Origin of the sequence: Flavobacterium sp. CSZ (assembly GCF_015350725.1) — a bacterium.
In the GTDB taxonomy this organism is placed as follows: Bacteria; Bacteroidota; Bacteroidia; order Flavobacteriales; family Flavobacteriaceae; genus Flavobacterium.
In genome coordinates this window covers 32,094-57,220 of sequence record NZ_JADKPQ010000010.1, presented here as the reverse complement: position 1 = coordinate 57,220, position 25,127 = coordinate 32,094, and the positions used below count along the sequence as shown (strand labels likewise).

Here is a 25,127-nt window from a genome sequence, read left to right as displayed (position 1 = left end):
AAATAATGAGCATAAAAAAACACATTCTGAAAAAAATAGATCCTTTTTATGATTTATTACTAAAGCAAAACTAGATTTTAATCATAAATTGAAGGAGGTCTAAACACAATATGATAGGGGACATTTCACATAAACACTTTATTTACATGACTTTAAAGAATAATATCCAAAAAACACCACTGCTTTTAACGATCATAATTCCTGCAAAAGATTCAATGCTTCCTCCTAAAAAAAAAAGAACTGTGATTTTAAGATTATCACAGCTCTTTTTTGTCTTTAGAGAACAATCAAAAATTAGTCAGCATACTTAAAAGTATAACTTTTTCCCTTTTCAGTTTTGGCATCAAATTCGAATGTCTTTGCTACTGCTGTTCCCTTAAATTCGGCACTGGAAGAAATCACTGGTTTTTCAACTGGCTGGTATTTGTAAAAAGTGTTTGGATTGTTTCCTTCAGCTTCACTTAAGCCAGAACCTTTTAATTGGGTATAAGTTCGCAGACGCATATTTCCTCCTAGGTTCGATTTAATCGTTACAGAAACCAATCTGCCGTTTTTCCACTCCATATTTTCGATTTCAAAACCGCCGCGAGCTTTTAGCCCTTTGATTGTACCATTCTGCCAAACATCCGGCAAAGCAGGCAGTAAACTTAGAGCACCGTCATGGCTCTGAATAAGCATTTCGGCAATACCAGCTGTACATCCAAAATTCCCATCAATTTGAAACGGAGGATGCGCATCAAACATATTGGTATAAGTACCACCATCCGGATCCTTAATAGTTGTATTGGCAGGTTTCAAATTGAGCTGATTCGTAATCAGTTTATAAGCATGATTTCCGTCTAAATATCTAGCCCATAAGCATACTTTCCAGCCCATTGACCAGCCTCGGCTGGCATCTCCCTTGCCAATAAGTGAATTTCTGGAAGCTTCAAAAAGTTCAGGAGTTTTAAAAGGAGAAACTTCTCGCCCCGGAAACACACCCCATAAGTGCGATAAATGACGGTGCGAATCATTTTTGCGATCCCAATCTTCCAGCCATTCCTGCAACTGTGTATATTTTCCAATGCGCATTGGTGGCAGTTGTTGGCGGATTTTTTTCAATTCCGTTACCCATTGTTGATCCTCTTTAAGTATTTCTGCGGCATCAATGGTGTTAGACAGTAAATCAAACACCATCTGATTATCCATCGTGACACCCGCAAAAACAACACAACGTTCCGTACCTATACTCCCATCTGGTTTTACATATTCATACGATTGTAAACCGGGAGTATGTTCCGGGGAAATAGATGGAGAAACTACTAAATATCCAGTTCTCTTGTCTTTAATTAAGAAATCCTGATAAAACTCGGAAGCACTTTTTAGTATGGGATACACTTCTTTTAAATAAGATTGATCTCCCGAAAAAAGGAATTTTTCCCATAAATGTGAAGCAAACCAAGCATTACAAGTAGGCCAGATTCCTGCGGTCGCATCAACAGCACCCGTAGAACGCCATAAATCAGTATTATGATGCAGTGTCCATCCTCGGGCTCCATACATTTCAGAGGCTGTTTGTTTTCCTGTTTCACTAACTTCTTTAATTAACTTTATAAAAGGTTCATGGCATTCTGAAAGATTAGTTACTTCGGCAGGCCAATAATTCATCTCGACATTAATGTTAGTAGTGTATTTACTATCCCAAGCTGGATACTGCCCTGCATTTGGATTCCAAATTCCTTGTAAATTGGCAGGTTGAGTACCAGGCTGAGATGAGGCAATAAGTAAATAACGTCCGAACTGGAAATAGGTTGACACTAAATCAGGATCATCTGCCTTTGAAAATTCAGCAATACGTTGATCCGTAGGTTTATTTATCTGTGGAGAACTACCTAAATCTAACTCAACCCGATTGAATTGTTTTTGATAAAAAGCAATATGATCTTGTCTGGCTTTTTGAAATGATTTGGAAAATGCAAGCAAATAATCTTTAGCTCGTTTTTCGGCATCGGCACTGATGTCTTTGTAATTCTTAAAATTGGTAGCTACCGCTATATAAATAAAGACTTCGTCGGCATTTTTCACATTGATTGACTCTCCTTCTTTTGATTGAATTCCGCCTTTCGCCTGTACTTTTATCTGCGTATTAAAATGCAATAAATTGACTATATTTTCTTCTTTCTCACGGGCACATTTACCATCAACAACAAGTAATTGATTCTGGTTATCAGGTACCGAAGCGGTCACTTTTACCATATTGGTTTTGAGAGGTCCTGCAAAAGAGACATTAAAATTAAGCGCTCCTTTTTTATCTGCAGAAAGTCGAATAATAATAAGCTGGTCTATAAAAGAAGTAAAAACTTCGCGCTGAAAGTTAACCCCGTCTACAGTATATTTAGTCGTTGCAATTGCTGTCTTTAAATCCAGATCTCTGTAAAAATTAGTATACTTTTCATGACCCGGAACTGATAAAACTAGATTTCCAATAGATTGATAAACTTGGCCATGTGAAGTTGTTTTGCGATCTGCAATGATATCAGATAAAGCCAGTTTTTGGGCTTCTATAAAATTTTCATCTTGAAGATAATTTTGAATCTGCTTTAAACTTTTTTTCGCATTTGGATTAACGTTCTGATAAGGACTTCCTGACCAGAAAGTATCTTCATTAATTTGAATAGTATCCGATTGAGGCACACCGTAGACCATGGCTGCTAATCTGCCATTGCCAAGAGGAACTGCATCTGTCCATGCTTTGGAAGGCTTATCATACCATAAAACCAATTTCTTCTGAGCAACGGAATTGAACAAAAAAAATATAAAGAATGAAAATGATAAAACAGATTTATTTAAAAAAAAATTCATAGACTACTATTTAGCGGAAGGTATCCAGTTATCAGATCCATTTAAGACATTTTCCATCGAATACAACTTAGCTTCAGCAACAGAAAGTGCTCTTAAACCTTTCCACTTCGCCCGGCCAGCCATATCAGCTCCTTTTCCTTTGTTGTTGTATTCATACAGATGCAGATCGGCACTGGTAGAAGCATAATCCATACGCCATGTAGTCGGCCATCCCTGCGGATTTAATTCTTTTGCTATTTCACAATTCAACCAGGCTACTTTAGGAAAATTATGCCAGGGGCGCCCCAGACTGAAAGGTTGTTTATCATCATTTTGACGAGGACTGTTCCCAAGAAAAGTCAACTTACATTTGTTAAACACGAAACCGTACTTTTGATCTTTTGGCGTACTCGGAGCTGTAATCCAGCCACCACCGAAACTTCTGATTTCACAGCTTTCAAAATAGCCAATCCCTCCCCCATAGATATAATCTGTTCTACCTAAAATCATACAGTTTTTAAAATAGCTTCGTGTGCCATCTTCCCCCAGCAACATGGTATCCTGGTATCCTAAAAAATTACAATTAATAAAAACATTTTTATCTGATGTAATAAACACTGCCAGAGCCTGCCCAACAGGTCCTGCTGTATTTTGAAAGGTTATATTTTCAGCTCTAAATTCATCTCCCTGAATGGTTACTGAAGCCGAAGTTCGGATATTCTGTCCTTCCCATTTAGCGGCGTCTTCTGCTGGACATTTATTGTTTAGCCCACCTGTACAGTCGAAAATATGATAACTTAAAATCGTTTTTTTACGATTTTCTCCTCTAAATGTGACTTTCTTTTTATCAGCAGGAACAATGATTTTTTCGTTATTATATAAACCGTTTTTTATAAAAATTACCGTGCGTTCTGCTCGATCAGACGGCACTGCGTTAACAGCGTCCTGAATTTTAACATAATCACCGCTGCCATCTATTGCTACTGTAATTTGATCGTTAATCTGAGCCGACAAGCAATTTGATATAAATAATATAGAGACAGTAAAAACAGCCCGTTTGTAAAAGGAATTTTTCATAATTTAAGTTCGAAAGTTATTTATGTGGTTTAGTAAGCTAATTGCTTATAGATAGTTAGTTGGATTTCAAAATTATTTCTGTGGCTTAGCAAGAAAGCCCATTTCAGATAGCCAAGCCTCACATAAAGCTGGCCAGAATTGTGTAGAACCGGGATTATTGCGAAGGGCAATATTATGATCTCCTTGTGGGAAAATATGTAAAGCCGCTTTCACCTTGCCTTTTAAAAGTACTTGATAATATTGAATACTATTGAGCGGATTTACCACATGATCATCAGCTGCACAAATAACAAATGCAGGAGGTGTAGAAGCGGTAACATTTAATTCTCCTGAAAAAAGCTCTTCGTTTTTCGGTTCTGGATTTACACCTAATAAAGCTTCGTAGCTGCCTTTATGGGCATTTTGTTTCATACTAATAGCTCCAGAAACAAGAATTTGAAAATTTGGCTGTATGTGTACTGAATCCAAATCGTCTTTAATTTGAGCATAATCGGTAGTAATTGTGGCAAGATTGGCCGTTAGACCACCTCCCGCAGAAGCTCCCATTACTCCAATTTTCATGGGATCAATTCCCCATTGAAGCGCACGACTTCGAATAATTTTAATCGCTCTCTGTCCATCCATAATAGGACCGAATGGCGGGTTTGTCAAATCTGGAGAAGTGGGTAGGCGATACATTACAACAAAAGCATTTACACCAAAAGTATTAAACCACTTAGCCAATTGAAATCCAGCAATATTATAAGTCAATTTTTTATAACCTCCAGGAGGAAAAATTAAAACCGCCGTTCCTGTATTTTCTTCTTTAGAAGTAAAAAAAGCATATATCGAGGGGACATCAACCTGAGTTATGCGTTCACGGTCTTCTATCTTTTTTAATTTCATTCCTTTGGAATTAGGCATTTTACCCTTTTCCCAGAGCGGGATAATTTCCTGGCTAAAAGCTGTATTTATAGAAGATATGAAGAGAAAAAGAAGTATAATATTTTTCATTTTATTTGTCTTTTTTTATGAAAGGTATTTTTACTAGGGACAAGAAATTATTGCCTTGGATTACATCTGAATTAACCGTTTCAACGAAAACTGAAGCAGGTACTTTCTGAAAGCAATTGTTGACTAATATTGTTTTACAGTTATCTAATTTAAGTATAGGTTGGTCTGCAATCGGTTTTTTAGATTTCACATCATTAAACAACAGTTTTTCACAATTCGTAAACTCAAAAGCAGGGCCTTTTTCGGTTACGATATCTACATTAGAAAAGGTCACATTGCTTGCTAGATTCCCTGTAAAGCCTTCTTTAGCTTCCATATTAATATTCGTAAAAGTAAGTTCATCTATAGGCATTTCTTCTATACCATAAATTACTCCGACTTTATTAATACTTCTTCCTGTTACATTACTGATGGCTATATTTCTAAAAATTGGAGTACGCTCTGAAACGGGTTCGACTTTGGATGATCTATCATAAAAAAGATCAAACGTAAAGGCATTACGGCTTATATTACGCATCACAATATTGGAGACCATAATGTTTTCAACTATTCCTCCACGACCTCTGGAAGCTTTCATTCGGATACCTGCATCTGTTCCATCAAAAACACAATTCGTAATTACAACATTTTTTACCCCGCCGGACATTTCACTTCCAATTACAACACCGCCGTGTCCTGCCAGCATTACACAATTAGTAATAGTAATGTTTTCACACGCTTTTCCATATTCACGCCCATTAAAATCTCTACCTGATTTTATAGTAATACAATCATCACCTACACTGATAAAACAATCCGAGATCCTGACATTCGAACAGGATGAAGGATTAATGCCATCTGTGTTGGGCCCATGAGGTTCTTTATCCGGATTCAAAATAGTCACTCCATGTATCCGCACATCATTACAACCCACAGGATTAATCGTCCAAAAAGGCGAATTTATAATGCGGATTCCCTCAATATTAATTTTATTGCATTCAACGAATTGAATAAATGGTGGTCTAAAAAACTGCGTTTTTAAAGTATTTTGATAATAGGGTTCCACTTGCAGCCTGCTGTTCTGCCTTGCCCAAAGGTTTTGTAATTCGGTAGGCTGCGCAAGCTCACCCTTCGATTTCAATTCTTTATTGATTCTCTTAGCTTCCTCCCACCAAGCAAAACCGTTACCGTCTATAGTTCCTTCGCCTTTAATGGTAACATTGTCCGCATTTTGTGCATTGAGCAAAGGGGCAAATGTTTTCATAAACACTCCCTCATAGCGGACTTTTTGAAAAGGCAGGTAATCTTTAAAATTAGATGAAAATTTCAAAGTCGCCCCAGCCTCTAAATAGATTGTAATATTGCTTTTTAAAGTTATAGGCCCGGTCAGGTAATTACCCGCTGGAAAATAAAGCGTACCTCCGCCCTCTTTTGAAGCGAGAGCTATGACCTTATGAATGACCGCTGTACAGGATTTATTTCCTAAATTATCAGCTCCTAATGCTTTAATATCATAATTTTTAGCCCATGCACTTAGAGAGCATAGAAAAAAGAACAAATAAAAGATTTTTTTTAAAAAAATATATTTCATAATTTAAAATGTGTGATAACAAATGATAGTCTTACAAAATTCAAAGTGCAGCTCCAGCGGGCAGCCATTGATTTTCAATTTTGAAAATAGTATTCAAACACAGCTTATTATTTAGTTCGGTAGAAAGAAAATGAGTCCATTTGACACGTCGGCTTGTCACAGCACCTGGACCATAATTATTACATTCGGCGTAATAAGCCGTTTTTTCACTAGATGGTTTTCCCCAATTGTGCCACCCTTCCTTACGAATATGAGCATCCATAAAGCAGCCGGAAAAAATCACATTAGCATATTCACGCCACGGACGCCCCAAATAAACTTTACGAACTCCAGGCGCGGCCAGAAGTTTACATTTTAAGAAGACAAAACCATATCTGCTGTTTTTAGAAGTATTTGCTGCAGTAATATAAGAATTGGCTTTACTGTATAAAGTACAGGTATAAAAAACAGCTGTAGCAGAACCAAAAATATAATCAGTAGTTCCTTCGATGTAACAATTACTAAAATAGTGACGCCGATTTTCTCCGGCAGTATACAAAGTATCCTGATTACCCAAAAAATTACAATTGTAAGCTTTAAAATAATCTCCTTCAACATGGAGCGCCACGGCCTGACCAACAGCTCCTGCAGTGTTCTCTATTGTTATGTTTTCAATACTAACATTATCGGCAAGTATTTTTAGAGTATAACTTGTAAAAGTGCCAATCGCAGGCTGGCCGTTGTAATTATCAAATGAAATAATGGTGCGCTCTTTGTTTTCACCAATGAGGCATATATTACTATTAAAAGAATCGATAATGATTTTCTCCTTGTAAATGCCGTTTTTAACAAAAATAGTCTTTGCTTGGGAAGGAAAAGCACCACAGGCAGTAACTGCCTTCTGAATCGAAACAAAATCAGCAGAACCATCTAATGCAACCGTAATAGTATCTTTAGCACCTGCACACCATGCTTTCGATAAAGGATATAAAAATAGAAAAAAGTATACTATTAGTGTGATATTTTTTTTCATGGATAGTATTTAAAATAAAAACAACAAATCTGTATGGTCAGTTGTAAGCTTGGAGTATCTTGACTTCTAGGGATCACTTTAAATTAAGATTGCCTAGAGGAGCAAAAATAGAAGGTTCCATATAAAAGAATATAGGGCATATTACAATTACTGCAGGGTGAAATCACAAAAATTGGCAATAAATACTCTTTGGTAATTAAACATGCAGTCAATTAAAAAATCATGTGGGGATAAAAAAGTAATGCTCTCGCTATTTGGAAACATGTGAGAAAAAACACAAAGGAGAAAAGAAACAGCTGAGTACATAGATACATAAGACTATATCTTGTATTTTTTATTGTTCCCAGGTTTATGTTCCTGAATATTTGGTGGCGATCTAGAACAGGTATATAAATATTTCAACTAATACCTCGCTGTATACTATCTGTAAAAAAATGAAATATATTTTTCTTTCCTAGCGTATACAATATTTATTCTTATTAATTGTACTTATAGAGTTAAATCATATATGAAAAAACTCAAATTGTTATTTTTGAATACGAATATGAAGAGAATAAATCTAAAATACTTTTCTTAAAAACTCTCGAATTATTTGAAAATGAAAAACCATGTCAAGATCCTGATTTCAAAATTAAATCTTTAATATCACATTTGAGCTAATCAAATCAACAGTTTTTTAAATTCCTACAGCCGAGAACAGAGTAGCAGCGACATCGAATTTCCTGCCACTTTCTTTCATAAATAATGTTATTACGATTAGTTGGGTAAATGGATCCAGAAACAAAAATATTCCACATAAATGGCATAAAAAAGGATGGTTTCTGATAATATTGGTCAATTTCCCCCTTCATAAAGCGACCCAATGAGCCCGAATTTATTTATCCTCTTTATGATTTTCTATACTTTCGCTGACGCTATCGAAGACAAATCCTTTGCTATTAAATTCTATAGGGTATTCGGGCATAAAATACGCAATTCCCATATAACTTGTCACCACGCCCTGTCCTTGTATGAGTTTATCTCTACTGCGCAGAAAAATGATCGGGCTTATGGTCTTGCTTCCCCCATAACTGATGTATCGGAATTTACCCCGTAGGGTATCGCCTGATATGAGTCCTTCCACAGCTCCAGAATCTTTCATAGCCCTGCTGCCGTAGCAAACTTCATAGCTCCCATAAAATCTCTTTTCATAAGATGCAATGCTTAAAAATGCAGTGTCTTTACCTTTTACTGCCCTGTAAAAAGCTTTTTTTTGCTGTACATCATTACAGCCAGTTATGCACAACAAAGCGATAACCACACCAATTCGGCAAATAACATCTCTTAATTCTTGAAAGTTCATATCGGTAATTTTTAAAATAATATTATATTTCATGTAGACAAAAAAGACATGAAAAGCATAATGATAATCTTCAAAAGTTTTTAATTCATTGTTAAAATCAAAAGTATTTTTTTCAAAATTATATGAACAATGTATCAATTAATATTTGTATCAATTGCTAAAAAAAGCAACATCTAAGTATGGCTTGAAAAAAGCGGCCGTATTTGATTCAATTCAGACACTTCAATGTTCTGTAGCTCTGGGAAGATCTCCTATGATAATGACCTAAACAATTAGCTCTTGCTGCTGCTTTGATCATTTCAGACGTCGCAATACTGTAGATTAGTTCTTGAATTATCAGATATTTAATAATCCACGAATTATTCTTCCACTAATTTTTTTTATTTACTAGTATTATGGAAAATCTTCAAAATAATTTTAGATTACGTAAATATCATTTAACTTCCATATTAACTGTTTAACTTTAGAATTTAGAATTTATAAAAGAAAATGCTTCCCATTTACTTTTATTGATTTCATATAGATAGTTTAATTTTGGAGCTTCTCCAAAATAATTTACTTCCTGCTCTGCTATTTTTTCTGCACCAAGACGTCTAATGGCAATCTGGGAACGGATATTGTCTGCCCCAATATGGAAATAAACTTTTGAAACGAATTGAAAAATATAATTCAACATTGTGGCTTTCACCAATCGGTTTATTCCTTTCCCCCAATAAGCAGTCGCATAAAAGGTATAACCTATAAATATACTATTTTCCTCTTCGTTATAATCGTAAATCCGAGTACTGCCTATTGTCTCTCCTGTTGTTTTATCTACAATTTTAAAGGCTCCCTTACTTTGCAGTGCGCCATCAAAGAAGATTTTGAACACTTCTTTTTTCCAACGGTCTTTGTTAGGGTGCTGCTCCCATATTTTCGGGTCGGAAGCAGCAGCAAATAAGACATCAAAATCTTTTTCCTGTAAAGGATAAAGCAAAACATTATCATTTTCTAATGTAGGCTGAATGTTAATATTCATAATATTTTTTTTTATAATTGACTAAATCTTTTTCCTTACTCTTTGTTATCTTGTTTTTATGTATGGTAATATAAAAAATGACAAGTCGCTTTGTGCTTCAATGTATTTTTACTACTCATTTGCTATCAGCAAAAAGGTACATAACTATCAGTTTATTGCAAATTTCATTTTTGACAGACAGCTATTGGCTGGTGATAAGTAAATTGTCTCTGACTGTAATAGTCTCAAAAATTTATTGCTTCATAAAAGCAATAAATCCTATAGCTTCCTCAAACTGAAATAAGAAGGTATTATAATTTTTTTTTCATCATAATATCTGTCTGTTCATCATCTCCCAATTTGAAAATGTGTTTATCAAATTCAATAAATCCGTTTTTCTGATAAAAGCGGATAGCTCTTGGATTTTCCTCCCAAACACCCAGCCATACATAATTTACATTTTTTTGATCCGCTATCTGCATTGCTTTTTTATACAGCAGCTGTCCCACCTTTTTACCGTGATATTCCCTTAAAACGTAAATCCGTTCTATTTCAAGACTGCTGTTATCCTGGAGCTCTGTTTGGGAATTTCCAAAATTTAGTTTCAAATAGCCAATAACTTTCTGATCTAAAACAGCAAAATAAAATTCCGAATGCTTGTCTGCGATCTCAGCTTCTAATTTTTCTTGGGAAAACCCTTCCTCAAGATACTTACCCATATTTTCCTGGCTGTTTCCCTCCGAGAAAGTTTCGTAAAATGTTTGTCTGCCAATTTTCTGCAATAAACTCACATCACTCATTGCTGCCCTTTTAATTTCTACACTCTCCATATGTTATGAATTATCTCTTGTTTAATTATTATTTATTTTAGTTGGGATACTGCTTTAGGCCCATTATTAACACTATTAATGTAAAAATAAAAAGCAATTGCAGAAAAGCTGGTTCTTTTAATACAAATCCCTATCACTACGTCTCTTCTGCTCCAATTCCTGTCCAAACCCGGCAAAATACAAATGCTGCTTGAGTTAGACCTGCAGTACTTCATATAAACCATTTCAGAATCTCTTGCTTTTTAATTTTAAATATTCCACTCGTAGTTTATCCATTCTATATTTTGCTTTGCCCCCAAACGTTCATAGAATTTTTTACCAGCTTCGTTCCACGGGGCCACCGTCCACTTAATCTGTCCGCAATTGTTTTTTTTAGCTTCTTTTTTTAACGCATCCATTAACTGTTCACCGATTTTTTGTCCTCTGCACTCTTCCTTTACATAAAGCTCTTTCATATAAATTGCCGGTTTGTGCTGCGCTGTATATGGTAAAAAATAATAAACAAGCATCCCGAGAATCTTATCGCTCTGCTCTGCAACAATGCAATAAAAATCAGGCGGATTTTTACGAAAGCCACTTTCGGCAACAATCTCTGGTGTTATTGCAAAAATGTCAATATATTTTTCGAAAATCGCCAAGTCTCTCATTAGTTCCCAAACTTTTTCATTATCAGTTTGAACGGCATTTCGTATTTTTAATTCATTATTATTCATTGCTCTATTATTATTATTATAATTACTCCTAAAAAAAATGGCCATTAAATTGTGATTCTCTTTTGACAATACAAAATTAAGCGGATATTGGATTATATTTGTAGACCAATACCAATAAAATGAATAGGCCAATTATAGAAAAAATATTTAGTCATATTAAAATCTTTAATACTGCTGAAAGAGTCATATATCTTCAGTTATCGGATGAAATCCTGGCTTTAATCAAACAGGGGAAATTAAGAACAGGGGAAAAATTGCCTTCCTCAAGAGTGACTGCAAACCTCTTGCAAATTAATAGAATTACCGTATCAAAGGCATTTGAGGAATTGCAGATGCAGGGCTGGCTGGAAAGCTTTGTAGGTCGTGGTACCTTTGTGTCATCGCACATTCCCGAACTTGAGCCTCAAAAGCTTCAAGACAAAACTGTAAATAGAGCTCAAAAAATTGCTGGCTTTGATCTCTGTGAAAACGAATATTTATCTAATCCATATTTTGTACCTACATCAGAATTTCATTTGGATGATGGTTTTCCGGACCCCAAATTAGCCCCACTTAAAGAACTTTACCGATCCTACCGTAACCAGCTTACCAGAGGTGGATTGTATAATAAATTTGGTAGCTACAGTTTTGCTGATGGTTCAGAAATTTATAAGGATGCACTATCTCGTTACCTCAATGAAACAAGGGGTTTGAAAACTTCTCCTAAAAATATATTATCAGTACGAGGTACTTTGATGGGGATTAACTTGGTTTGCACTGCCCTTATTAATCCAGGTGATGTTGTAGTTTCAGGCATCCCTGGTTGGCAACGCGCTGAACATAATTTTTTACACGCAAAAGCAAAACATATTGGTATTCGGGTAGATGAATACGGATTAGTTGTTGATGAATTAAAAAAAATATGTATGCAAACAAAAGTAAGAATGGTATATGTGACACCTCATCATCATTACCCTACAACGGTTTCACTTCGCATTGACAGGAGATTAGAATTACTTCAACTTGCCAGCGAGTATGGTTTTATCATTTTTGAAGATGATTATGATTTTGATTTTCATTATAACCATCGACCTTTACTGCCGTTAGCAAGTGCTGATGACAATGGGATGGTGATTTATTGTGGCTCTTTTAGCAAGAGCTTTTCCCCCGCCTTTCGTATGGGGTATTTGGCTGCTTCTGAAAATGTAATTGATCATCTTACCAATGTACGTGTATTGCTTGATAGACAAGGTGATCATATTTTAGATAACTCAATGGCAGAATTACTAAATGACGGCACAATACAACGATACCTTAGAAAAACATTGACCGTATATGAGCAAAGACGTGATTTTTTTTGCAGTTTGTTAAAAAGTGAGTTAAGCGATTTTACTGACTTTGCTATTCCTGAGGGCGGTATGACTGTATGGACTAAATTTGACACATCAATTAATCTTGAAATAGTATCAAAAAAAGCCTATAATAAAGGTCTGTATATATCTGATGGCAGAATACACCAATATCCAACCTATAGTAAAAATGCAGTTAGGTTAGGTTTTGCTTCTTCTTCTTTGGAAGATTTAGCAAAAAGTGTGGATATAATCAAAGGCATACTTTAACATATTAATTAGACCTTTTGTTTTTATTGCAGCAAATACTGTAAGTTAGCATCATTCTTAAGGTTAAGTGACCCTTCAATTCATTCACAAAAGCTGCATCTACTGGAGATTTTTTTGTAAAATAAAATATCCAGCCTTTCTGTTGTGCTGATATAGATACCCTCTCTGTTAATACTGGAAAGTATGAAGGATTTTCGCGCGCACTCTGGCAGCGAAAAAACTTAATCTATTTTTGGCTACTAGCCCGGGAGCCAAAAATTTCTATTTAATCACAAATACACATGAACCTCATTTAAAACCAGATTAGTAAAATTTAACATCAAGATTATAATTAATTTCAGCAGTATAAACGGCTCTTTTTATTGATTTATAATTTATTTATAATCCCCGACCTGAAATGGCAACATCACCAGACTAATTTTAAACATTAGTCTTAGAATTCAAAGTCTGAAAAACTCTCTTTTAATTTCAAGTATTTAGAAATTCATTAAGCGCTTTATTGAATTCATCAGGTTTCTCCATCATCGGAGCATGTCCGCACTCAGAAAGATAAACCAGTGTAGCATTAGGCAGCAGAAGTTTAAATTCTTCCGCTACACTTTTAGGGGTAATCCTGTCTTCAATGCCCCAAATTAAAAGCACGGGCAAATCAATTCCGGGAAGTATATCGGTAGTATAAGATCTTTGGGTGATTTTTGCTGTTTTAATGATCTTAAAACATTTTTTATTGTCAGATAAAATTTCGAACACTTCGTCAACAAGTTCTTTCGTTGCACATTTTGAATCATAAAAAGTGTTTGCTACTTGGTGCTGAATGTACGAATAATCATGTCTTCTTGGGAAACTGCCTATAGAATAATTTTCGTAAAGTCCAGAACTTCCAGTCAATACCAGCTTTATCACTTTTTCAGGGTATCTGCTTGCATAGAGTATTGCTATATGTCCTCCCAAAGAATTTCCGACAAGAACCAAGTTCTGTAAGTTTCTACTCTCGATATACTGTTTAAGATCGTTAACAAGGAAATCCAAAATATTTTCCCTGTGATCATCATATATCGGGATTTCAGGTGCATGAATATTAAACGCATCACTAAAGTTGTTTATGACGTGTTTCCAGTTACTTAAACTACCAAATAGCCCGTGCAGTAAAATAATGTTTTGCTTCATCTTTTTTTTAGCAAAGATATTTTTCAACCTGTTTACAAAACGTGATTTCAATCACAAAACAATTGTTTTTTGACCAAACTTACCCTAGCCCTGCTGAGTGCTTCCCGGCTAACATATAAGTATTTAGCTATGCTTGTAATCGATATTTTCCTAATAATAGCAGGCCTATGTTTCAGGAGGAATTTGTAACGTTTAACAGGGCTCTTTAATGATAGAATATATTGGTGTTCTAAGTCTTTTTCGGCAATTTCCTGAAAGATCTGAAGATTCACGCGTGACAGGCTCATATGCAAATCATACAGAGGACTTAATGTTTTAATGTTTATGCGTCTTATCACCGAATCTTCTAAAGCCGTTATAGTTATAGCTGAACCCTTCTTTTGATAATAACTTTCACAGTTTGCCAAAAAATCATCTGCAAAGGCAAACCTAATTATTTTTTCATTGCCCTCATCATCAAAAATGGAGAATGCAAATTTGCCTGAAATTACAAAGGCAGCATAACGGGCAATTCTACCATACGATAAGAAATTTTCACCTTTATTAATTTTTTTCAGGATGGTCATCTGATCCAGCAGTTTCCACTCTTCCGTTGAAACTATAGGATATTTTTTTCTGAGGCTTACAGACCAGTCATTCTGATTATGCTTCATAATATGTTATTTTACTTAAGTTAATTGCAACAAATCTAGAAATATTATCTTACTTGGCTATCAGTTAATTATGATAGAAGATTTTCTTAATTATTATTTTTACATTATTGCCTCTTTTATTTTTTGGTTAAGAACCAGTAATAATTTAGTCTCGTCTTATCAGTGTAGTTTTCAAAATTTCATGTTTAAAATTATTTAAACAAAGGTCATGCATTCTTTTGCACTTAACTTATCCAAAATCCGTAATTTTCTAATCCCATACACTGATATAAAAATGAGCACCATAGAAAGTGCCTGCCTCAAGCAGAAGAGCATTACCAAGTCAAAGATTCTAAAGGTTCTTTAAAAAACTTCATTTACACAAAAGTTTCAACAGGCTTTTTTAATTCAACATGAACGTACTTAATTGCACCAATCAAAAATATTAGAAACACTTTGGTTTATATAATAAAGATCACCTTACGACTATATTTAGAAAAAAAGGTTATTAAGTTTTTTTTAAAACTGAATAACCCAAAATAATTATACTATTGGACTTTTACTTTTATAGGCCAAAGAACGCAGTTTAACTGCGGTGTGCGGATCACAGATTGTTTACTACAATTATTATCTAGGCTGTATCAGATTTAATACGCAAAAAGAATTCGTCAAAATTCCCGGTTATCAGCAATTCACGGCTGCCTATAAAGCTAAACAAAGCAGATAAACTACAGTAGCCCTGGCAGGGATTTTCATCCTTCGAGCCATCAAAAATCCAAATCCAATAAAAAATTGCACTAACTAGTGAAATATCTAAACGCCGTTGCTTTTTGCTGCCAAATCCTATTTATTTGCGTAAATTTCAGTAAGGTATTCTTTTAAGTTTTTTGGCTCTCTGCCTAAAAGCCCAACAAAATCGTTACCCGTTACATTAAATTCGTCCTGAGCCTGAGCTAAGGCAAAAGCCGTAAAAGCACCAATCATATTTGCAGGAGCACCTGCATTTTTCAGTACCTCGCTGAATTCTTCGGGATCTGGAGAAACGTACTTTATATTTTTCCCTGTAATCTCTGATATGTAATCTGCAAGTTGCTGATAGCTGTACGCTTCCACATTAGTAATATTATAAGTTTTTCCTTCATGACCCTGCGTAGAAAGAAGATTAGCCGCAGCTTCGGCTATTTCAGATCGAAGTACAAAAGCCACCTTTCCGTTTCCTGCCGGAAAAAAAACCATTTCAGTATCCAGAACTTTTTCACCTATAAATTGAGGCACAAGATCCATATATAAATTATTCCTAAGTAATGTATAACTAAGCCCGCTTGCCACCAGCTGTTCTTCTGTTTTTTTATGTGCTTCTGTTACAGGAGCTATTGCTGATTTTTCTATCGGTACATTGCTCAATACACCGGTATAGATAATATGCTTTACATCTGCTTGCAAAGCTGCTTTTATAACATTCTCATGATGCAAAGTTCTATTGAGAACATCATTGCTGGAAATAAAAAAAAGTTTTTCAACACCCGTAAATGCCTCTACCAATGAATTATAATCACTATAATCGCCTATGATAAGATTTATACCTTTCCCTTTAAGATCTTTTGCTTTGCCAGCATCTCTGACAAGCGCCGAAATTTCATCTAAAATAATGCCTCTCTTTAACAAAAAATCTATAGTAGCCTTTCCAAGGTGGCCTGTTGCCCCAGTTATCAAAATTTTCCCCATGTTATTATAATATTTTTTTAGATTAAAATTTTATAAGGCTGACTTAAACATAAGTCTTAAGCTTTTTTCATAAAATCCATAATATTTATTTTCTTATGGAACAAAATTATTAAATTTGCTATACAAAAGTAAGTATTGAACTTATAAAAAGCACTATACATAAGTATAGCTATTTAATCTACAGAACCTTATGTACAATAAAAAAAGAAATATCGGATATGAGTCAGTGCAGTAAAGAATATATTCTGGCAGTGAATGACACAATGAACGTATTAATTGGCAAATGGAAAATTCCTATAATTGCAGTGCTGCTCTTAGGCAAAAAGCGTTTTAATGAAATAGAAAAAGCAATACCAAAAATTAATCCGCGTATGCTGTCAAAAGAATTACGTGACTTGGAAAATAATGGAATAGTTAAACGATCCGTTTATAATACTGTCCCAGTAACAGTTGAATATGAATTGACCGCATCGGGATATTCCTTTAGAAAGGTGATTGGGATTATGCTCGAATGGGGTATGGAACATAGAAATGGCTTCATAAATAAAGATAACTGACAAATTATACTGTAAGAATATGGTCTTTCTTGCCCAATTTTTCCACTCTATATTCTTGAGTCCTCTGTTTTTAAGATATTCTTTTACTTCTGACAAATATTTTAGGCCATAATCTATAATAGCTTCCACCCTTTGAATAGAATAATCGGCCTCATTTTCTAATTTGTTGATTACAGCTTCAAGTTTAGAAAGTTTTATGTTGTAAAATTATTTATCTTTTTACATGGATAAAGCCCATACCCAGAGCCTTTACAGATTATTTTTTAGCGACAACTTCTTTCAGGAAATTCTGCATTAAACTCAAAATTTCAACTTCAGCTTCATCTAAAGCAAAATGTCCCCCATCAACTATGTGTATTTCTGCCCCCGGAACATCTTCCTTATACTTCCAAGCTCCTGCAACAGTAAATGAGGGGTCATATCTTCCCCATACAACAAGCATCTGTGGTTGATGTTTTTTTAACCATTCCTGCCATTGGGGATATAATTTGACATTATTCTGGTAATCGTGAAAAAGATTTAGTTGAATATCTGCCATTCCCGGTTTGTTAAGAAACAGGTATTCATCGGTGTAAGTATCAGGGTCAATTTTTTCAGGCACTACTGTGTTGCCTATATGCCTTTGTTTGGTTGCCTCCAAACTTATGAAGTTCTTCTTCACGGCATCATAGTATTTGTCTTTATCAGCCCAAAAAGCCTTTCTTGTATCCCATAGCGGTGAAAGACCCTCTTTATGGCTAACCGCATTCTGTATGATTATTGCCTGGATTTTTTGGGGATTTTTTTCGGCTATCCGCATTCCAATGGGGCCACCATAGTCCTGTTGAACTAATATGAATTTATTTAAAGATAATGCTGAGATAAAACCGTCAATATAAGACGCCAAATTATCAAACGTATATTCAAAGCTATCTGCAGCCGGCTGGCTGCTGTGCCCAAAACCAATATAATCCGGAGCGATGACATGATAGTCTGCGGATAATTCTTTCAGCAAGGGTTGCCACATACGGGAAGAGGACGGAAAACCGTGCAGAAAAAGGATTGTAGGCTTATCTGGCTGCCCTGCTTCTCGGTAAAAAATCGTTTGTCCATTAATTGTAATAGTTTTGTATACAATAGTGGTGTATCGGGTTGAGCTGTCTTTAAACACAGGTACTCTTTTTTTCTGTGCCATAACATAATTTAATGTGATGAATATCATTACAAAAAGGCAAAGGGCAGAGATTATTTTCTGCATAATTTTTTAGATTAATGTTATTTTTTCTCGTATTATCTTTAAGTATTTAACGTAATTGGGTTGGTTAATGAATGTTATTTTTTAATAACCAGATAGACCCCCAAAATCATCAATAATAAACCTGTTGCCCGCGTTATGCTAGTAGGTCGAATGGACACTTGGAACAGACCAAAATGATCTATCACGACCGCACAGATAATTTGCCCTGTAACTATAAGACCAATTGCTGCTCCTATACCAATCCTCGGCGCTAAAATTGTAATCATCACAACATAAAGTGCAACAATAATTCCACCTAAATAGCCATATATAGGAGCAGAAACTAATTGTTGTGTAGTAGGGAATGCCGTTCTTGAAATTACTACAAAAACAAGCATTCCTACCAACCCGACCGCAAAGACCATTAAGCCTGTTATCAATGGATTTCCTATGCTTTTACTGAATGTTGAATTTGTTGCTGCTTGTATTGGTATTAAAGCCCCGGTAATCAAGGCAAGAACAAAATATATGATGTCGCTTTTCATTCTTTATATTCTCTTTTTATTCCTTCTATAAATCCCCTTCAAGAAATTGTGCCCTGCCTAACCCAAAAGACCAGTCTTCCTTTTTATTTTCCACTACTGAGATAATCAGGTCGGTAGGAGGTATTCCTATCTTCTCAAGATTTCGGCTCATTGATGCGTACATAGCCTGTTTTTGCTGGGTACTACGGCCCTGCTGCGTAATTTGTAAAACAACTATCTTATCCGTTCTTTCATATCCAAGACCTGTATCGAGTGCTTTAATTGTCCCTGGTTTATGTTCATGAATTATTTGGTAGCGGTCTAAAACAGGTGTATCAAATGTTTCAATTAATACTTGTTGTATTGTATCTGTAAGAAGTGAAAGTTCTTGTTCTGTTCTACCTTCTACGATATCTATTCTTACTAATGGCATAATATATGTTTAATTAAATAGGTTGGTAATTATAAATTGTTGTCTACTGCTTTTATAAGTTTTTTAATGATTTCGAAAGTTGATTTTTCACTATATTCATTAATAGACTGACCTGTCCAGATACTTACAAAGTCAACATTATTGTTTTCTTTTGCGATCTTTCGTAATTCGTTGGTTAGTTTATTTTGATATGGATAAGGCAGAATTTGTTGAGCTAATTCTGTACTATCAGTGAAAGTATTTCTAATTCCTCTGGCGTAACGTCCTGAAAAACTTTTGGTAAGTACAATGTCTGCTTCATCCAAATTTCTCAAGCGCTGCTTTTCAAATTCCTTTAAAGCACTTTCTGACGATCCTAAAAAAAGGCTGCCTATCTGGAAACCCTGTGCTCCCAATGTCTGCGTAGCCATTAACGTTCTCGCATTGTAAATTCCCCCGGCATATATAAGTGGAACATTAGTGCAGTCATAGACTTTTGATAGTAAAGACAAACCTCCGATTTCAGGAATATTTTCTTCAGCAAAACTCCCCCTATGTCCACCTGCCTCTACTCCTTGAACACAAATAATATCAATACCTGATTTTTCTAAAATAATAGCTTCATTGACAGATGTACAGGTCCCAATAAGTATTGTCCCATTACTTTTTAATTTATCTATGCTCTGCTTGTCAAGATTGCCAAATGTAAAACTTAGAATTTTACAACCCTCAGAGATAATGGCATCAATCTGATCATGATAGTTTTTTGTTCTTATTTCTTCGATTTTAGGCAGATTGATCTCTAAATTATGATGTCCAGCTAAGTGCTCTATAAATTTTTTAACAGATGTATACTTTTCTTTTAGATCCTCTGTAAGTTCTGGAATAGTATTTACAAAAATATTAACTGCAAAAGTTCTATCAACAAGTTTCTTTGTGGCAATTATTGCTTCAATACATTTATCGGCAGGAAGATCCCCCAATGGTAACGAACCTAAACAATTAGCTCTTGATGCCGCTTTGACCATTTCAGATGTCGTAACACCGTACATTGGTGCCTGGATTATCGGATATTCAATATTTAATAATCGAGTTACATCGTTCTTCCAATTCATATCTTATTTATTAATAACACTGAAAATCTTTAGAAAATATTTTTATATTACGAAAGTATACATAAATTTGCATTACTGCAAATGATTAATTATGATATTTATTTATCATAATTAATAATAAATACTAATTATCGACTTGATAATATGAACATTAACGACCTGAAAATTTTTCAAGCAGTTGCTGAACACGGAAGTTTTACTAAGGCAGCCTTAACTACAAATACTGTTCAATCTAATGTTACGGCAAGAATTAAATACCTTGAAGAGTATTTCAATGCAAAGCTATTCATACGTAGCACAAGGAAAATCGAATTAACAGAAGAAGGACTTCTGGTACTCAAAGCAGCAAAGGAACTGCAAGTGATACTGGATAAAACTAAGTCTTCCATCGGCAAGACCTTATTATCACTTAAAGGTACCGTAAAAATAGGATGTCTTCACTCTACAGCAGCTTTAAGAATACCCAGTATTCTTCGAAGTTTTACCAATACATATCCAGATATAGAATTTCGTTTAAAGACTGGTATTACTTCCGATCTAATAAAAGAAGTCCTGTCTTTTAAATTAGATGGAGCCTTTATTTCTGGTGATATTGAAAATAATTTATTAGACACTAAGCATGTAGTTATGGAGGAACTTTGTATTGTAGCATCTTCAATTACTAAATCACTAGAACAATTATCTAAAATCGATAAACCTCTAAAGCTGATTGTATTCAACAAAGGCTGTGCTTATCGTGAGCTTCTCATTGGCATATTAAAAGAAATGGATATCGATAAATATAAAATCATTGAAGTAGATACTCTGGAGGGAATTGTAAATTCGGTTGAAGATGGGATTGGCATTACGCTGCTTCCTCTAGAACTGATAAAAAAAAACTATTCTTACAGAGGGCTTACGACTTTTCTACCTCCGCAAAAATTCTCTAAATGTCCAACATTTTTCATTAAGAGAACAGATTTTCCAATGAACGAAGGATATACATTATTTATTGAGTCAATTATTAATAGTTACTCACAAAATACGCAATAGAACATTCACTATTAATAGGGACAAGATGGCTTATTGTACAGCATGCGATCAGTATGCCCGTTTTTATGAAAAGATGCTATGGTCTGATCCCCGAAGCCTCGAATGAAGTCAGTCCAGAAAACTTTGCCTACCTGCACGACAGGTTATGCTATTTTGAAGGAACACCCCAAAAGTTTGGTACCCAGTTTGAGAGACGCGGTATGTATCCTGTGGAAGATATGAAGCTGAAATGATACGATGTAATAAAGGAAATCCCTTTAAAATATATTGCTTCCTACATTGGTATCACACCTCAGGCATTAAGCCGAATACGTAAAAGAATTTGTTAACCCAAGTTCATTGTTTTGCTTTTTGAATCTGCCGTTCTTTGTAAAAAAACATTAAACCATTAATTATCTTAATTGCAGTATTTTTTTTATCGCTTTTTACTATTAAAATCATTCAAAAAGAATATGCTATCGCACTATCGGCAAGATTGACCTTGTCCGTAATGCTTGTATTTACAGCAATTGGTCATTTTATATTTACCAAAGGAATGTCTTTGATGGTTCCCGAATTTATTCCTTTCAGAATAGCACTTGTTTATCTCACCGGAATAATAGAAATACTTTTTGCAATTGGATTTTTTTTTCTTTCCATAAGGATTTAACCGCCTGGGGTATAATCATTTTTCTAATCGTGGTACTCCCAGCCAATATTTACGCTTCCATAAGGCATTTAAATTATCAAAAAAGCACATTTGATGCACAGGAACTTAGCTATCTTTGGTTCAGAATCCCTCTACAAATTCTTTTTATAATATGGACGTATCTATCCTCTATAAGATAACCAAACTCATGAATTCACCTGATCAGATGATTATTACAACCATTCAATTAAAGAGAAGCCAATACCAATGGTATTCTGGACGTGGTTGTAATCTATCATAGTTTCACCATAACCATGTGAAGCTATTAAATATGCCTTAAGATTACCTTTTATTGGATAAGACCAAGAAAAGTTCAAATTTCCTTTCGTTGCGGTTCCGAAACTCAAATTATGCGTTCCTATAAGTGAGAAAACCTGATCTTTATGCCTGTATATTACATTCATATCCGCTCGCCCAAATTTATCCATGATATCAGGATTATCGTCTTTTGAATCCTCTAACCGCACCCAGGAACGCAGATAAACATTCCAAGGGCCATTTTCTAATCCAATGTGAAAAATAATCCGATTCCAGCTTCGCGAGTAAGGTAGACTTTTCCCATTAGATTCATGGTTCAAGGCCAGACCGGCCATTTGCCCATTAAAGCCAAGAATCTTAAAATGAACCGGAACATTCAAAATCAATTCAGGTTCATAATTAATTTCTCTAAAAGGCCTTGAAAGAGAGCCTTTATAAACCTGCCAATTTGAAATTTGAGTATAGCCAAACCATAAATCAGCTTTACCCCATAAAATATTTTGCAGCAGCTTGGTTTTAAAACTGAATTGAAATTTAACTTCAACATTACTGTAATCAGTTCCTTCTGTAATTCTATATTGTTCTGCTGTATTTCCCGAATGAGGAATTTCATTGGGCTTACTCGACCAGCGCACTGGCAAAAAATAAAGCGGTTTGTAAGCTGTAAGCAAAAATGTTCCCTGTCTTGAAGCAGAATCAAGCTCCCATCGCTGTGAAATAGTTTGCAGTTTACTATAATTACCCTGCGATATATCAATTTGTGAAAATAATGGTACTGTACCAAACCATATCACTAAAAGAAAAATTTGGCTTATATATTTTTGAATCATGTATTTAAACTATTAAGCTAAAATGAATTATATATCTTAAGCACTGCTAAAAAAAGTAACTAATCAAGGAAATTCAAGATATATAAAAAATCACCTTTCTTTTTTATGCTATAACCGTAAATTACTCCTTTCCTTTATGATGATTAGGACTTTCAGGCCTTATAATAACTCGTAAAGAAGGATCAATTGTTATCATAGAAAAAAACCAATTGAAGGAAATTTTTGCTTTGTTTCTGAAGCCTGCAATTGGAATTAGGTGCACGAAGAGCCATGTAAGCCATGCAAAAAATCCGCTGAAATAGCCTGAAGGTAAATCTACTACTGCCTTGTATTTTGAAATTATAGCCATACTTCCTTTATTAACATAACGAAAGGGAATCATCTTTTTACCGGCGTACATGAGTATCATATTTTTAGCCAATAATTTTCCCTGCTGTATAGCTACCTGCGCCAACTGAGGATGTCCATGAGGGTAACTTGCATCTGATGCCAGCAAGCACATATCTCCCAAGGCATAGATATTATCGGTATCCAGTACCAAATTATATGGGTCTACAAGAATTCTTTTTCCCGCTCCCACACTTTGTTCAGGAAGGCCTTTAATCTCGGGAAGAGAAACTCCTGATGCCCATATCAAAATAGGAGAATCTATTTGTTCCCCAGACGATAAAGTCACAATTTCATTATCAAAATCTTTTACTGAGGTATTTAATTTAATCACAACTCCTAATTTTCCTAAGATCTGTAATGCTTCTCTCTGTGACTGCTGACTCATTACTCTTAGCAGACTATCAGATGAATTGACCAGATATATCTTCCCAAACTCCTTTAGTTCAGGATAGTCCTTGTCTTTAATTTTCGATCCCATTTCTGCCAGCATGCCGGCCAGTTCTACTCCCGTAGGACCACCACCGGCAATAACAATATTCGACAGTTTCATGCGCTGGCTTTGATCAGTTAAACGCGAAATTCTTTCAAGGTTGAGGAGCATTTTATTACGCAGATTAACTGCGTCATCTATGCTCTTCATCGAAAAAGCATAATTCTTAATATTCTCATTTCCGAAAAAATTAGTCTGGGTACCTAATGCTAATACTAAATGATCGTATTTCAATACTCCCGTATCCGTTTCTATAAAATTATCTTTAGCTTGTATCGTGAGAAAGGTTCCATTGTGAAAACGGATATTTCGCTTTTTTTGAAACATTTTACGAAAAGGATAGGTAATATTTGTCGTTTCTATAAAAGCTGTTGCAACTTGATACAACAGTGGCGGGAAAAAATGATAGTTATTTTTATCGACCAGTGTAATATTGAAATCCTGATCCTTGGATAATTGTTTTGCAAAATTTACACCTGCAAACCCTCCCCCTACTATAACAATGTTTATTTTCTCCATCTTAAAAATAGCTTTTTTGTTATCTGAAATTGTTGAATAATACTTTTTGTCCTTTCTCATTTATAATCCCGTGAAGAAAGAAACTGTTTATATAATTGAGAACCTGATATCGGTCGGAGTTCTTTATCGAATCAGCTTCCATAGCGTGATCCATCTGATAGAAATACAATTCAGCTGTAAGTTTTCCATCAATATATTTTCGATAAATCCCTTCAGAAATACCTCGCTCAATATTTTCAATAAAAAAGGGCAAAAATTTTTTAATTCTGGTGAGCATAATCATATTATGAATCTCAGGATAAAATTTTTTTAGATCGTATATAAATAAAGGCTTGAATACAAATACATTGATCTGCATATACTGAAAAAAACTTACCAGTTCTGAGGTTGCATCAGTAGAAATTTCAGGAAGCATTCTAATATACTGTTCAGTCTTGCTTAAAAGATTACGTACAATTTCCAAAACCAGTATTTCCTTACTTGCAAAACACTGATACAAGGTCTTTTTAGAGATGTTGCTGCCATTGGCAATTTGTTCTATAGAAGTTCTCTTAATGCCCCGCTGCGAAAATAGCAGGGAGGCAGTTTCTAAAATTTCTGTTTCTTTTGTTGTCATAACA

General features: G+C 34.9%; 22 protein-coding genes and 1 pseudogene. 4 read left to right on the top strand and 19 right to left on the bottom strand.

The window, feature by feature from the left end; translation table 11 throughout:
* Window positions 1–294: 294 nt before the first annotated feature.
* The 9 genes from IRZ78_RS13040 to IRZ78_RS13000 form a co-directional block, all read right to left on the bottom strand.
* Window positions 295–2,841 (bottom strand): glycoside hydrolase family 95 protein, encoded by a 2,547-nt coding sequence (locus IRZ78_RS13040; RefSeq protein WP_194616963.1) that lies wholly within the window; start codon window positions 2,839–2,841, stop codon window positions 295–297.
* Window positions 2,842–2,847: 6 nt separating this feature from the next.
* A complete protein-coding gene (locus tag IRZ78_RS13035; RefSeq protein ID WP_194616962.1) occupies window positions 2,848–3,834 on the bottom strand; it encodes a pectinesterase family protein in 987 nt (328 codons plus the stop codon).
* A gap of 135 nt (window positions 3,835–3,969) precedes the next feature.
* Window positions 3,970–4,890, bottom strand: a complete 921-nt coding sequence (locus IRZ78_RS13030; protein ID WP_194616961.1) for an alpha/beta hydrolase — start codon at window positions 4,888–4,890, stop codon at window positions 3,970–3,972.
* Between the two features lies 1 nt (window position 4,891).
* Complete coding sequence (locus tag IRZ78_RS13025; RefSeq protein ID WP_194616960.1) at window positions 4,892–6,460, bottom strand: glycoside hydrolase family 28 protein; 1,569 nt, start codon at window positions 6,458–6,460, stop codon at window positions 4,892–4,894.
* Between the two features lie 40 nt (window positions 6,461–6,500).
* A complete protein-coding gene (locus IRZ78_RS13020) occupies window positions 6,501–7,472 on the bottom strand; it encodes a pectinesterase family protein (RefSeq protein ID WP_194616959.1) in 972 nt (323 codons plus the stop codon).
* Window positions 7,473–8,346: 874 nt separating this feature from the next.
* Window positions 8,347–8,814 (bottom strand): hypothetical protein, encoded by a 468-nt coding sequence (locus IRZ78_RS13015; protein WP_228520469.1) that lies wholly within the window; start codon window positions 8,812–8,814, stop codon window positions 8,347–8,349.
* A 463-nt stretch (window positions 8,815–9,277) separates the two neighbouring features.
* Window positions 9,278–9,832 (bottom strand): GNAT family N-acetyltransferase, encoded by a 555-nt coding sequence (locus IRZ78_RS13010; RefSeq protein WP_194616958.1) that lies wholly within the window; start codon window positions 9,830–9,832, stop codon window positions 9,278–9,280.
* A 290-nt stretch (window positions 9,833–10,122) separates the two neighbouring features.
* On the bottom strand, window positions 10,123–10,641 hold the full coding sequence (locus IRZ78_RS13005) for a GNAT family N-acetyltransferase (protein WP_194616957.1): 519 nt from the start codon (window positions 10,639–10,641) through the stop codon (window positions 10,123–10,125).
* A 248-nt stretch (window positions 10,642–10,889) separates the two neighbouring features.
* Window positions 10,890–11,354, bottom strand: a complete 465-nt coding sequence (locus IRZ78_RS13000) for a GNAT family N-acetyltransferase (RefSeq protein ID WP_194616956.1) — start codon at window positions 11,352–11,354, stop codon at window positions 10,890–10,892.
* A 119-nt stretch (window positions 11,355–11,473) separates the two neighbouring features.
* Between IRZ78_RS13000 and IRZ78_RS12995 the strand changes: the two genes are divergently transcribed.
* Complete coding sequence (locus IRZ78_RS12995; RefSeq protein ID WP_194616955.1) at window positions 11,474–12,952, top strand: PLP-dependent aminotransferase family protein; 1,479 nt, start codon at window positions 11,474–11,476, stop codon at window positions 12,950–12,952.
* Window positions 12,953–13,420: 468 nt separating this feature from the next.
* On the opposite strand, the gene IRZ78_RS12990 is transcribed toward IRZ78_RS12995, so the two are convergent.
* The 3 genes from IRZ78_RS12990 to IRZ78_RS12980 form a co-directional block, all read right to left on the bottom strand.
* The gene (locus IRZ78_RS12990) at window positions 13,421–14,119 is read right to left on the bottom strand and encodes an alpha/beta hydrolase (protein WP_194616954.1); all 699 of its coding nucleotides are present in this window, start codon (window positions 14,117–14,119) and stop codon (window positions 13,421–13,423) included.
* Window positions 14,120–14,166: 47 nt separating this feature from the next.
* Window positions 14,167–14,772: a Crp/Fnr family transcriptional regulator gene (locus IRZ78_RS12985; protein ID WP_194616953.1), complete on the bottom strand. Its 606-nt coding sequence runs from the start codon at window positions 14,770–14,772 to the stop codon at window positions 14,167–14,169.
* A gap of 822 nt (window positions 14,773–15,594) precedes the next feature.
* Window positions 15,595–16,476: an SDR family oxidoreductase gene (locus IRZ78_RS12980; protein WP_194616952.1), complete on the bottom strand. Its 882-nt coding sequence runs from the start codon at window positions 16,474–16,476 to the stop codon at window positions 15,595–15,597.
* Between the two features lie 218 nt (window positions 16,477–16,694).
* Between IRZ78_RS12980 and IRZ78_RS12975 the strand changes: the two genes are divergently transcribed.
* Window positions 16,695–17,033 carry a helix-turn-helix domain-containing protein gene (locus tag IRZ78_RS12975; protein WP_228520468.1) on the top strand — a complete coding sequence of 113 codons (339 nt, stop codon included), beginning with the start codon at window positions 16,695–16,697 and terminating at the stop codon, window positions 17,031–17,033.
* A 256-nt stretch (window positions 17,034–17,289) separates the two neighbouring features.
* Here IRZ78_RS12975 and IRZ78_RS12970 read toward each other — a convergent pair whose 3' ends face one another.
* The 4 genes from IRZ78_RS12970 to IRZ78_RS12955 all read right to left on the bottom strand — a co-directional run bounded on the left by IRZ78_RS12970 (window position 17,290) and on the right by IRZ78_RS12955 (window position 20,300).
* Window positions 17,290–18,270 (bottom strand): alpha/beta hydrolase, encoded by a 981-nt coding sequence (locus IRZ78_RS12970; protein ID WP_228520467.1) that lies wholly within the window; start codon window positions 18,268–18,270, stop codon window positions 17,290–17,292.
* Between the two features lie 74 nt (window positions 18,271–18,344).
* Window positions 18,345–18,794, bottom strand: coding sequence for a DMT family transporter (locus IRZ78_RS12965; protein WP_194616951.1), 450 nt, complete (start codon window positions 18,792–18,794; stop codon window positions 18,345–18,347).
* 25 nt (window positions 18,795–18,819) lie between these two features.
* Window positions 18,820–19,206 (bottom strand): tautomerase family protein, encoded by a 387-nt coding sequence (locus tag IRZ78_RS12960; protein WP_194616950.1) that lies wholly within the window; start codon window positions 19,204–19,206, stop codon window positions 18,820–18,822.
* A 29-nt stretch (window positions 19,207–19,235) separates the two neighbouring features.
* Window positions 19,236–20,300: a nitronate monooxygenase gene (locus IRZ78_RS12955; RefSeq protein WP_194616949.1), complete on the bottom strand. Its 1,065-nt coding sequence runs from the start codon at window positions 20,298–20,300 to the stop codon at window positions 19,236–19,238.
* Between the two features lie 144 nt (window positions 20,301–20,444).
* On the opposite strand from IRZ78_RS12955, the gene IRZ78_RS12950 reads away from it, so the two are divergent.
* Together IRZ78_RS12950 and IRZ78_RS26155 are read left to right on the top strand one after the other, a co-directional pair.
* Entirely contained in the window at window positions 20,445–21,332 is an 888-nt protein-coding gene (locus tag IRZ78_RS12950; RefSeq protein WP_194616948.1) for a LysR family transcriptional regulator, read from the top strand.
* 242 nt (window positions 21,333–21,574) lie between these two features.
* Window positions 21,575–21,661 (top strand): annotated as a pseudogene (locus IRZ78_RS26155) (Crp/Fnr family transcriptional regulator); the annotation flags it as partial.
* Window positions 21,662–22,193: 532 nt separating this feature from the next.
* On the opposite strand, the gene IRZ78_RS12945 reads toward IRZ78_RS26155, so the two are convergent.
* From IRZ78_RS12945 to IRZ78_RS12935, 3 genes are all read right to left on the bottom strand, one after another.
* On the bottom strand, window positions 22,194–23,108 hold the full coding sequence (locus IRZ78_RS12945) for a phospholipase A (RefSeq protein WP_194616947.1): 915 nt from the start codon (window positions 23,106–23,108) through the stop codon (window positions 22,194–22,196).
* Window positions 23,109–23,229: 121 nt separating this feature from the next.
* On the bottom strand, window positions 23,230–24,567 hold the full coding sequence (locus tag IRZ78_RS12940) for an NAD(P)/FAD-dependent oxidoreductase (protein ID WP_228520466.1): 1,338 nt from the start codon (window positions 24,565–24,567) through the stop codon (window positions 23,230–23,232).
* Window positions 24,527–25,123 carry a TetR/AcrR family transcriptional regulator gene (locus IRZ78_RS12935; protein ID WP_194616946.1) on the bottom strand — a complete coding sequence of 199 codons (597 nt, stop codon included), beginning with the start codon at window positions 25,121–25,123 and terminating at the stop codon, window positions 24,527–24,529. The genes IRZ78_RS12940 and IRZ78_RS12935 overlap by 41 nt, the downstream gene beginning before the upstream one ends.
* Window positions 25,124–25,127 lie beyond the last annotated feature (4 nt).

Bases quoted from the DNA above. Each gene is read 5' to 3' on its own strand.
- IRZ78_RS13040 (WP_194616963.1), bottom strand. From the start codon at position 2,841: ATGAATTTTTTTTTAAATAAATCTGTTTTATCATTTTCATTCTTTATA.
- IRZ78_RS13030 (WP_194616961.1), bottom strand. From the start codon at position 4,890: ATGAAAAATATTATACTTCTTTTTCTCTTCATATCTTCTATAAATACA.
- IRZ78_RS13025 (WP_194616960.1), bottom strand. From the start codon at position 6,460: ATGAAATATATTTTTTTAAAAAAAATCTTTTATTTGTTCTTTTTTCTA.
- IRZ78_RS13020 (WP_194616959.1), bottom strand. From the start codon at position 7,472: ATGAAAAAAAATATCACACTAATAGTATACTTTTTTCTATTTTTATAT.
- IRZ78_RS13015 (WP_228520469.1), bottom strand. From the start codon at position 8,814: ATGAACTTTCAAGAATTAAGAGATGTTATTTGCCGAATTGGTGTGGTT.
- IRZ78_RS13010 (WP_194616958.1), bottom strand. From the start codon at position 9,832: ATGAATATTAACATTCAGCCTACATTAGAAAATGATAATGTTTTGCTT.
- IRZ78_RS13005 (WP_194616957.1), bottom strand. From the start codon at position 10,641: ATGGAGAGTGTAGAAATTAAAAGGGCAGCAATGAGTGATGTGAGTTTA.
- IRZ78_RS13000 (WP_194616956.1), bottom strand. From the start codon at position 11,354: ATGAATAATAATGAATTAAAAATACGAAATGCCGTTCAAACTGATAAT.
- IRZ78_RS12995 (WP_194616955.1), top strand. From the start codon at position 11,474: ATGAATAGGCCAATTATAGAAAAAATATTTAGTCATATTAAAATCTTT.
- IRZ78_RS12990 (WP_194616954.1), bottom strand. From the start codon at position 14,119: ATGAAGCAAAACATTATTTTACTGCACGGGCTATTTGGTAGTTTAAGT.
- IRZ78_RS12985 (WP_194616953.1), bottom strand. From the start codon at position 14,772: ATGAAGCATAATCAGAATGACTGGTCTGTAAGCCTCAGAAAAAAATAT.
- IRZ78_RS12980 (WP_194616952.1), bottom strand. From the start codon at position 16,476: ATGGGGAAAATTTTGATAACTGGGGCAACAGGCCACCTTGGAAAGGCT.
- IRZ78_RS12975 (WP_228520468.1), top strand. From the start codon at position 16,695: ATGAGTCAGTGCAGTAAAGAATATATTCTGGCAGTGAATGACACAATG.
- IRZ78_RS12970 (WP_228520467.1), bottom strand. From the start codon at position 18,270: ATGCAGAAAATAATCTCTGCCCTTTGCCTTTTTGTAATGATATTCATC.
- IRZ78_RS12965 (WP_194616951.1), bottom strand. From the start codon at position 18,794: ATGAAAAGCGACATCATATATTTTGTTCTTGCCTTGATTACCGGGGCT.
- IRZ78_RS12960 (WP_194616950.1), bottom strand. From the start codon at position 19,206: ATGCCATTAGTAAGAATAGATATCGTAGAAGGTAGAACAGAACAAGAA.
- IRZ78_RS12955 (WP_194616949.1), bottom strand. From the start codon at position 20,300: ATGAATTGGAAGAACGATGTAACTCGATTATTAAATATTGAATATCCG.
- IRZ78_RS12950 (WP_194616948.1), top strand. From the start codon at position 20,445: ATGAACATTAACGACCTGAAAATTTTTCAAGCAGTTGCTGAACACGGA.
- IRZ78_RS12945 (WP_194616947.1), bottom strand. From the start codon at position 23,108: ATGATTCAAAAATATATAAGCCAAATTTTTCTTTTAGTGATATGGTTT.
- IRZ78_RS12940 (WP_228520466.1), bottom strand. From the start codon at position 24,567: ATGAGAAAGGACAAAAAGTATTATTCAACAATTTCAGATAACAAAAAA.
- IRZ78_RS12935 (WP_194616946.1), bottom strand. From the start codon at position 25,123: ATGACAACAAAAGAAACAGAAATTTTAGAAACTGCCTCCCTGCTATTT.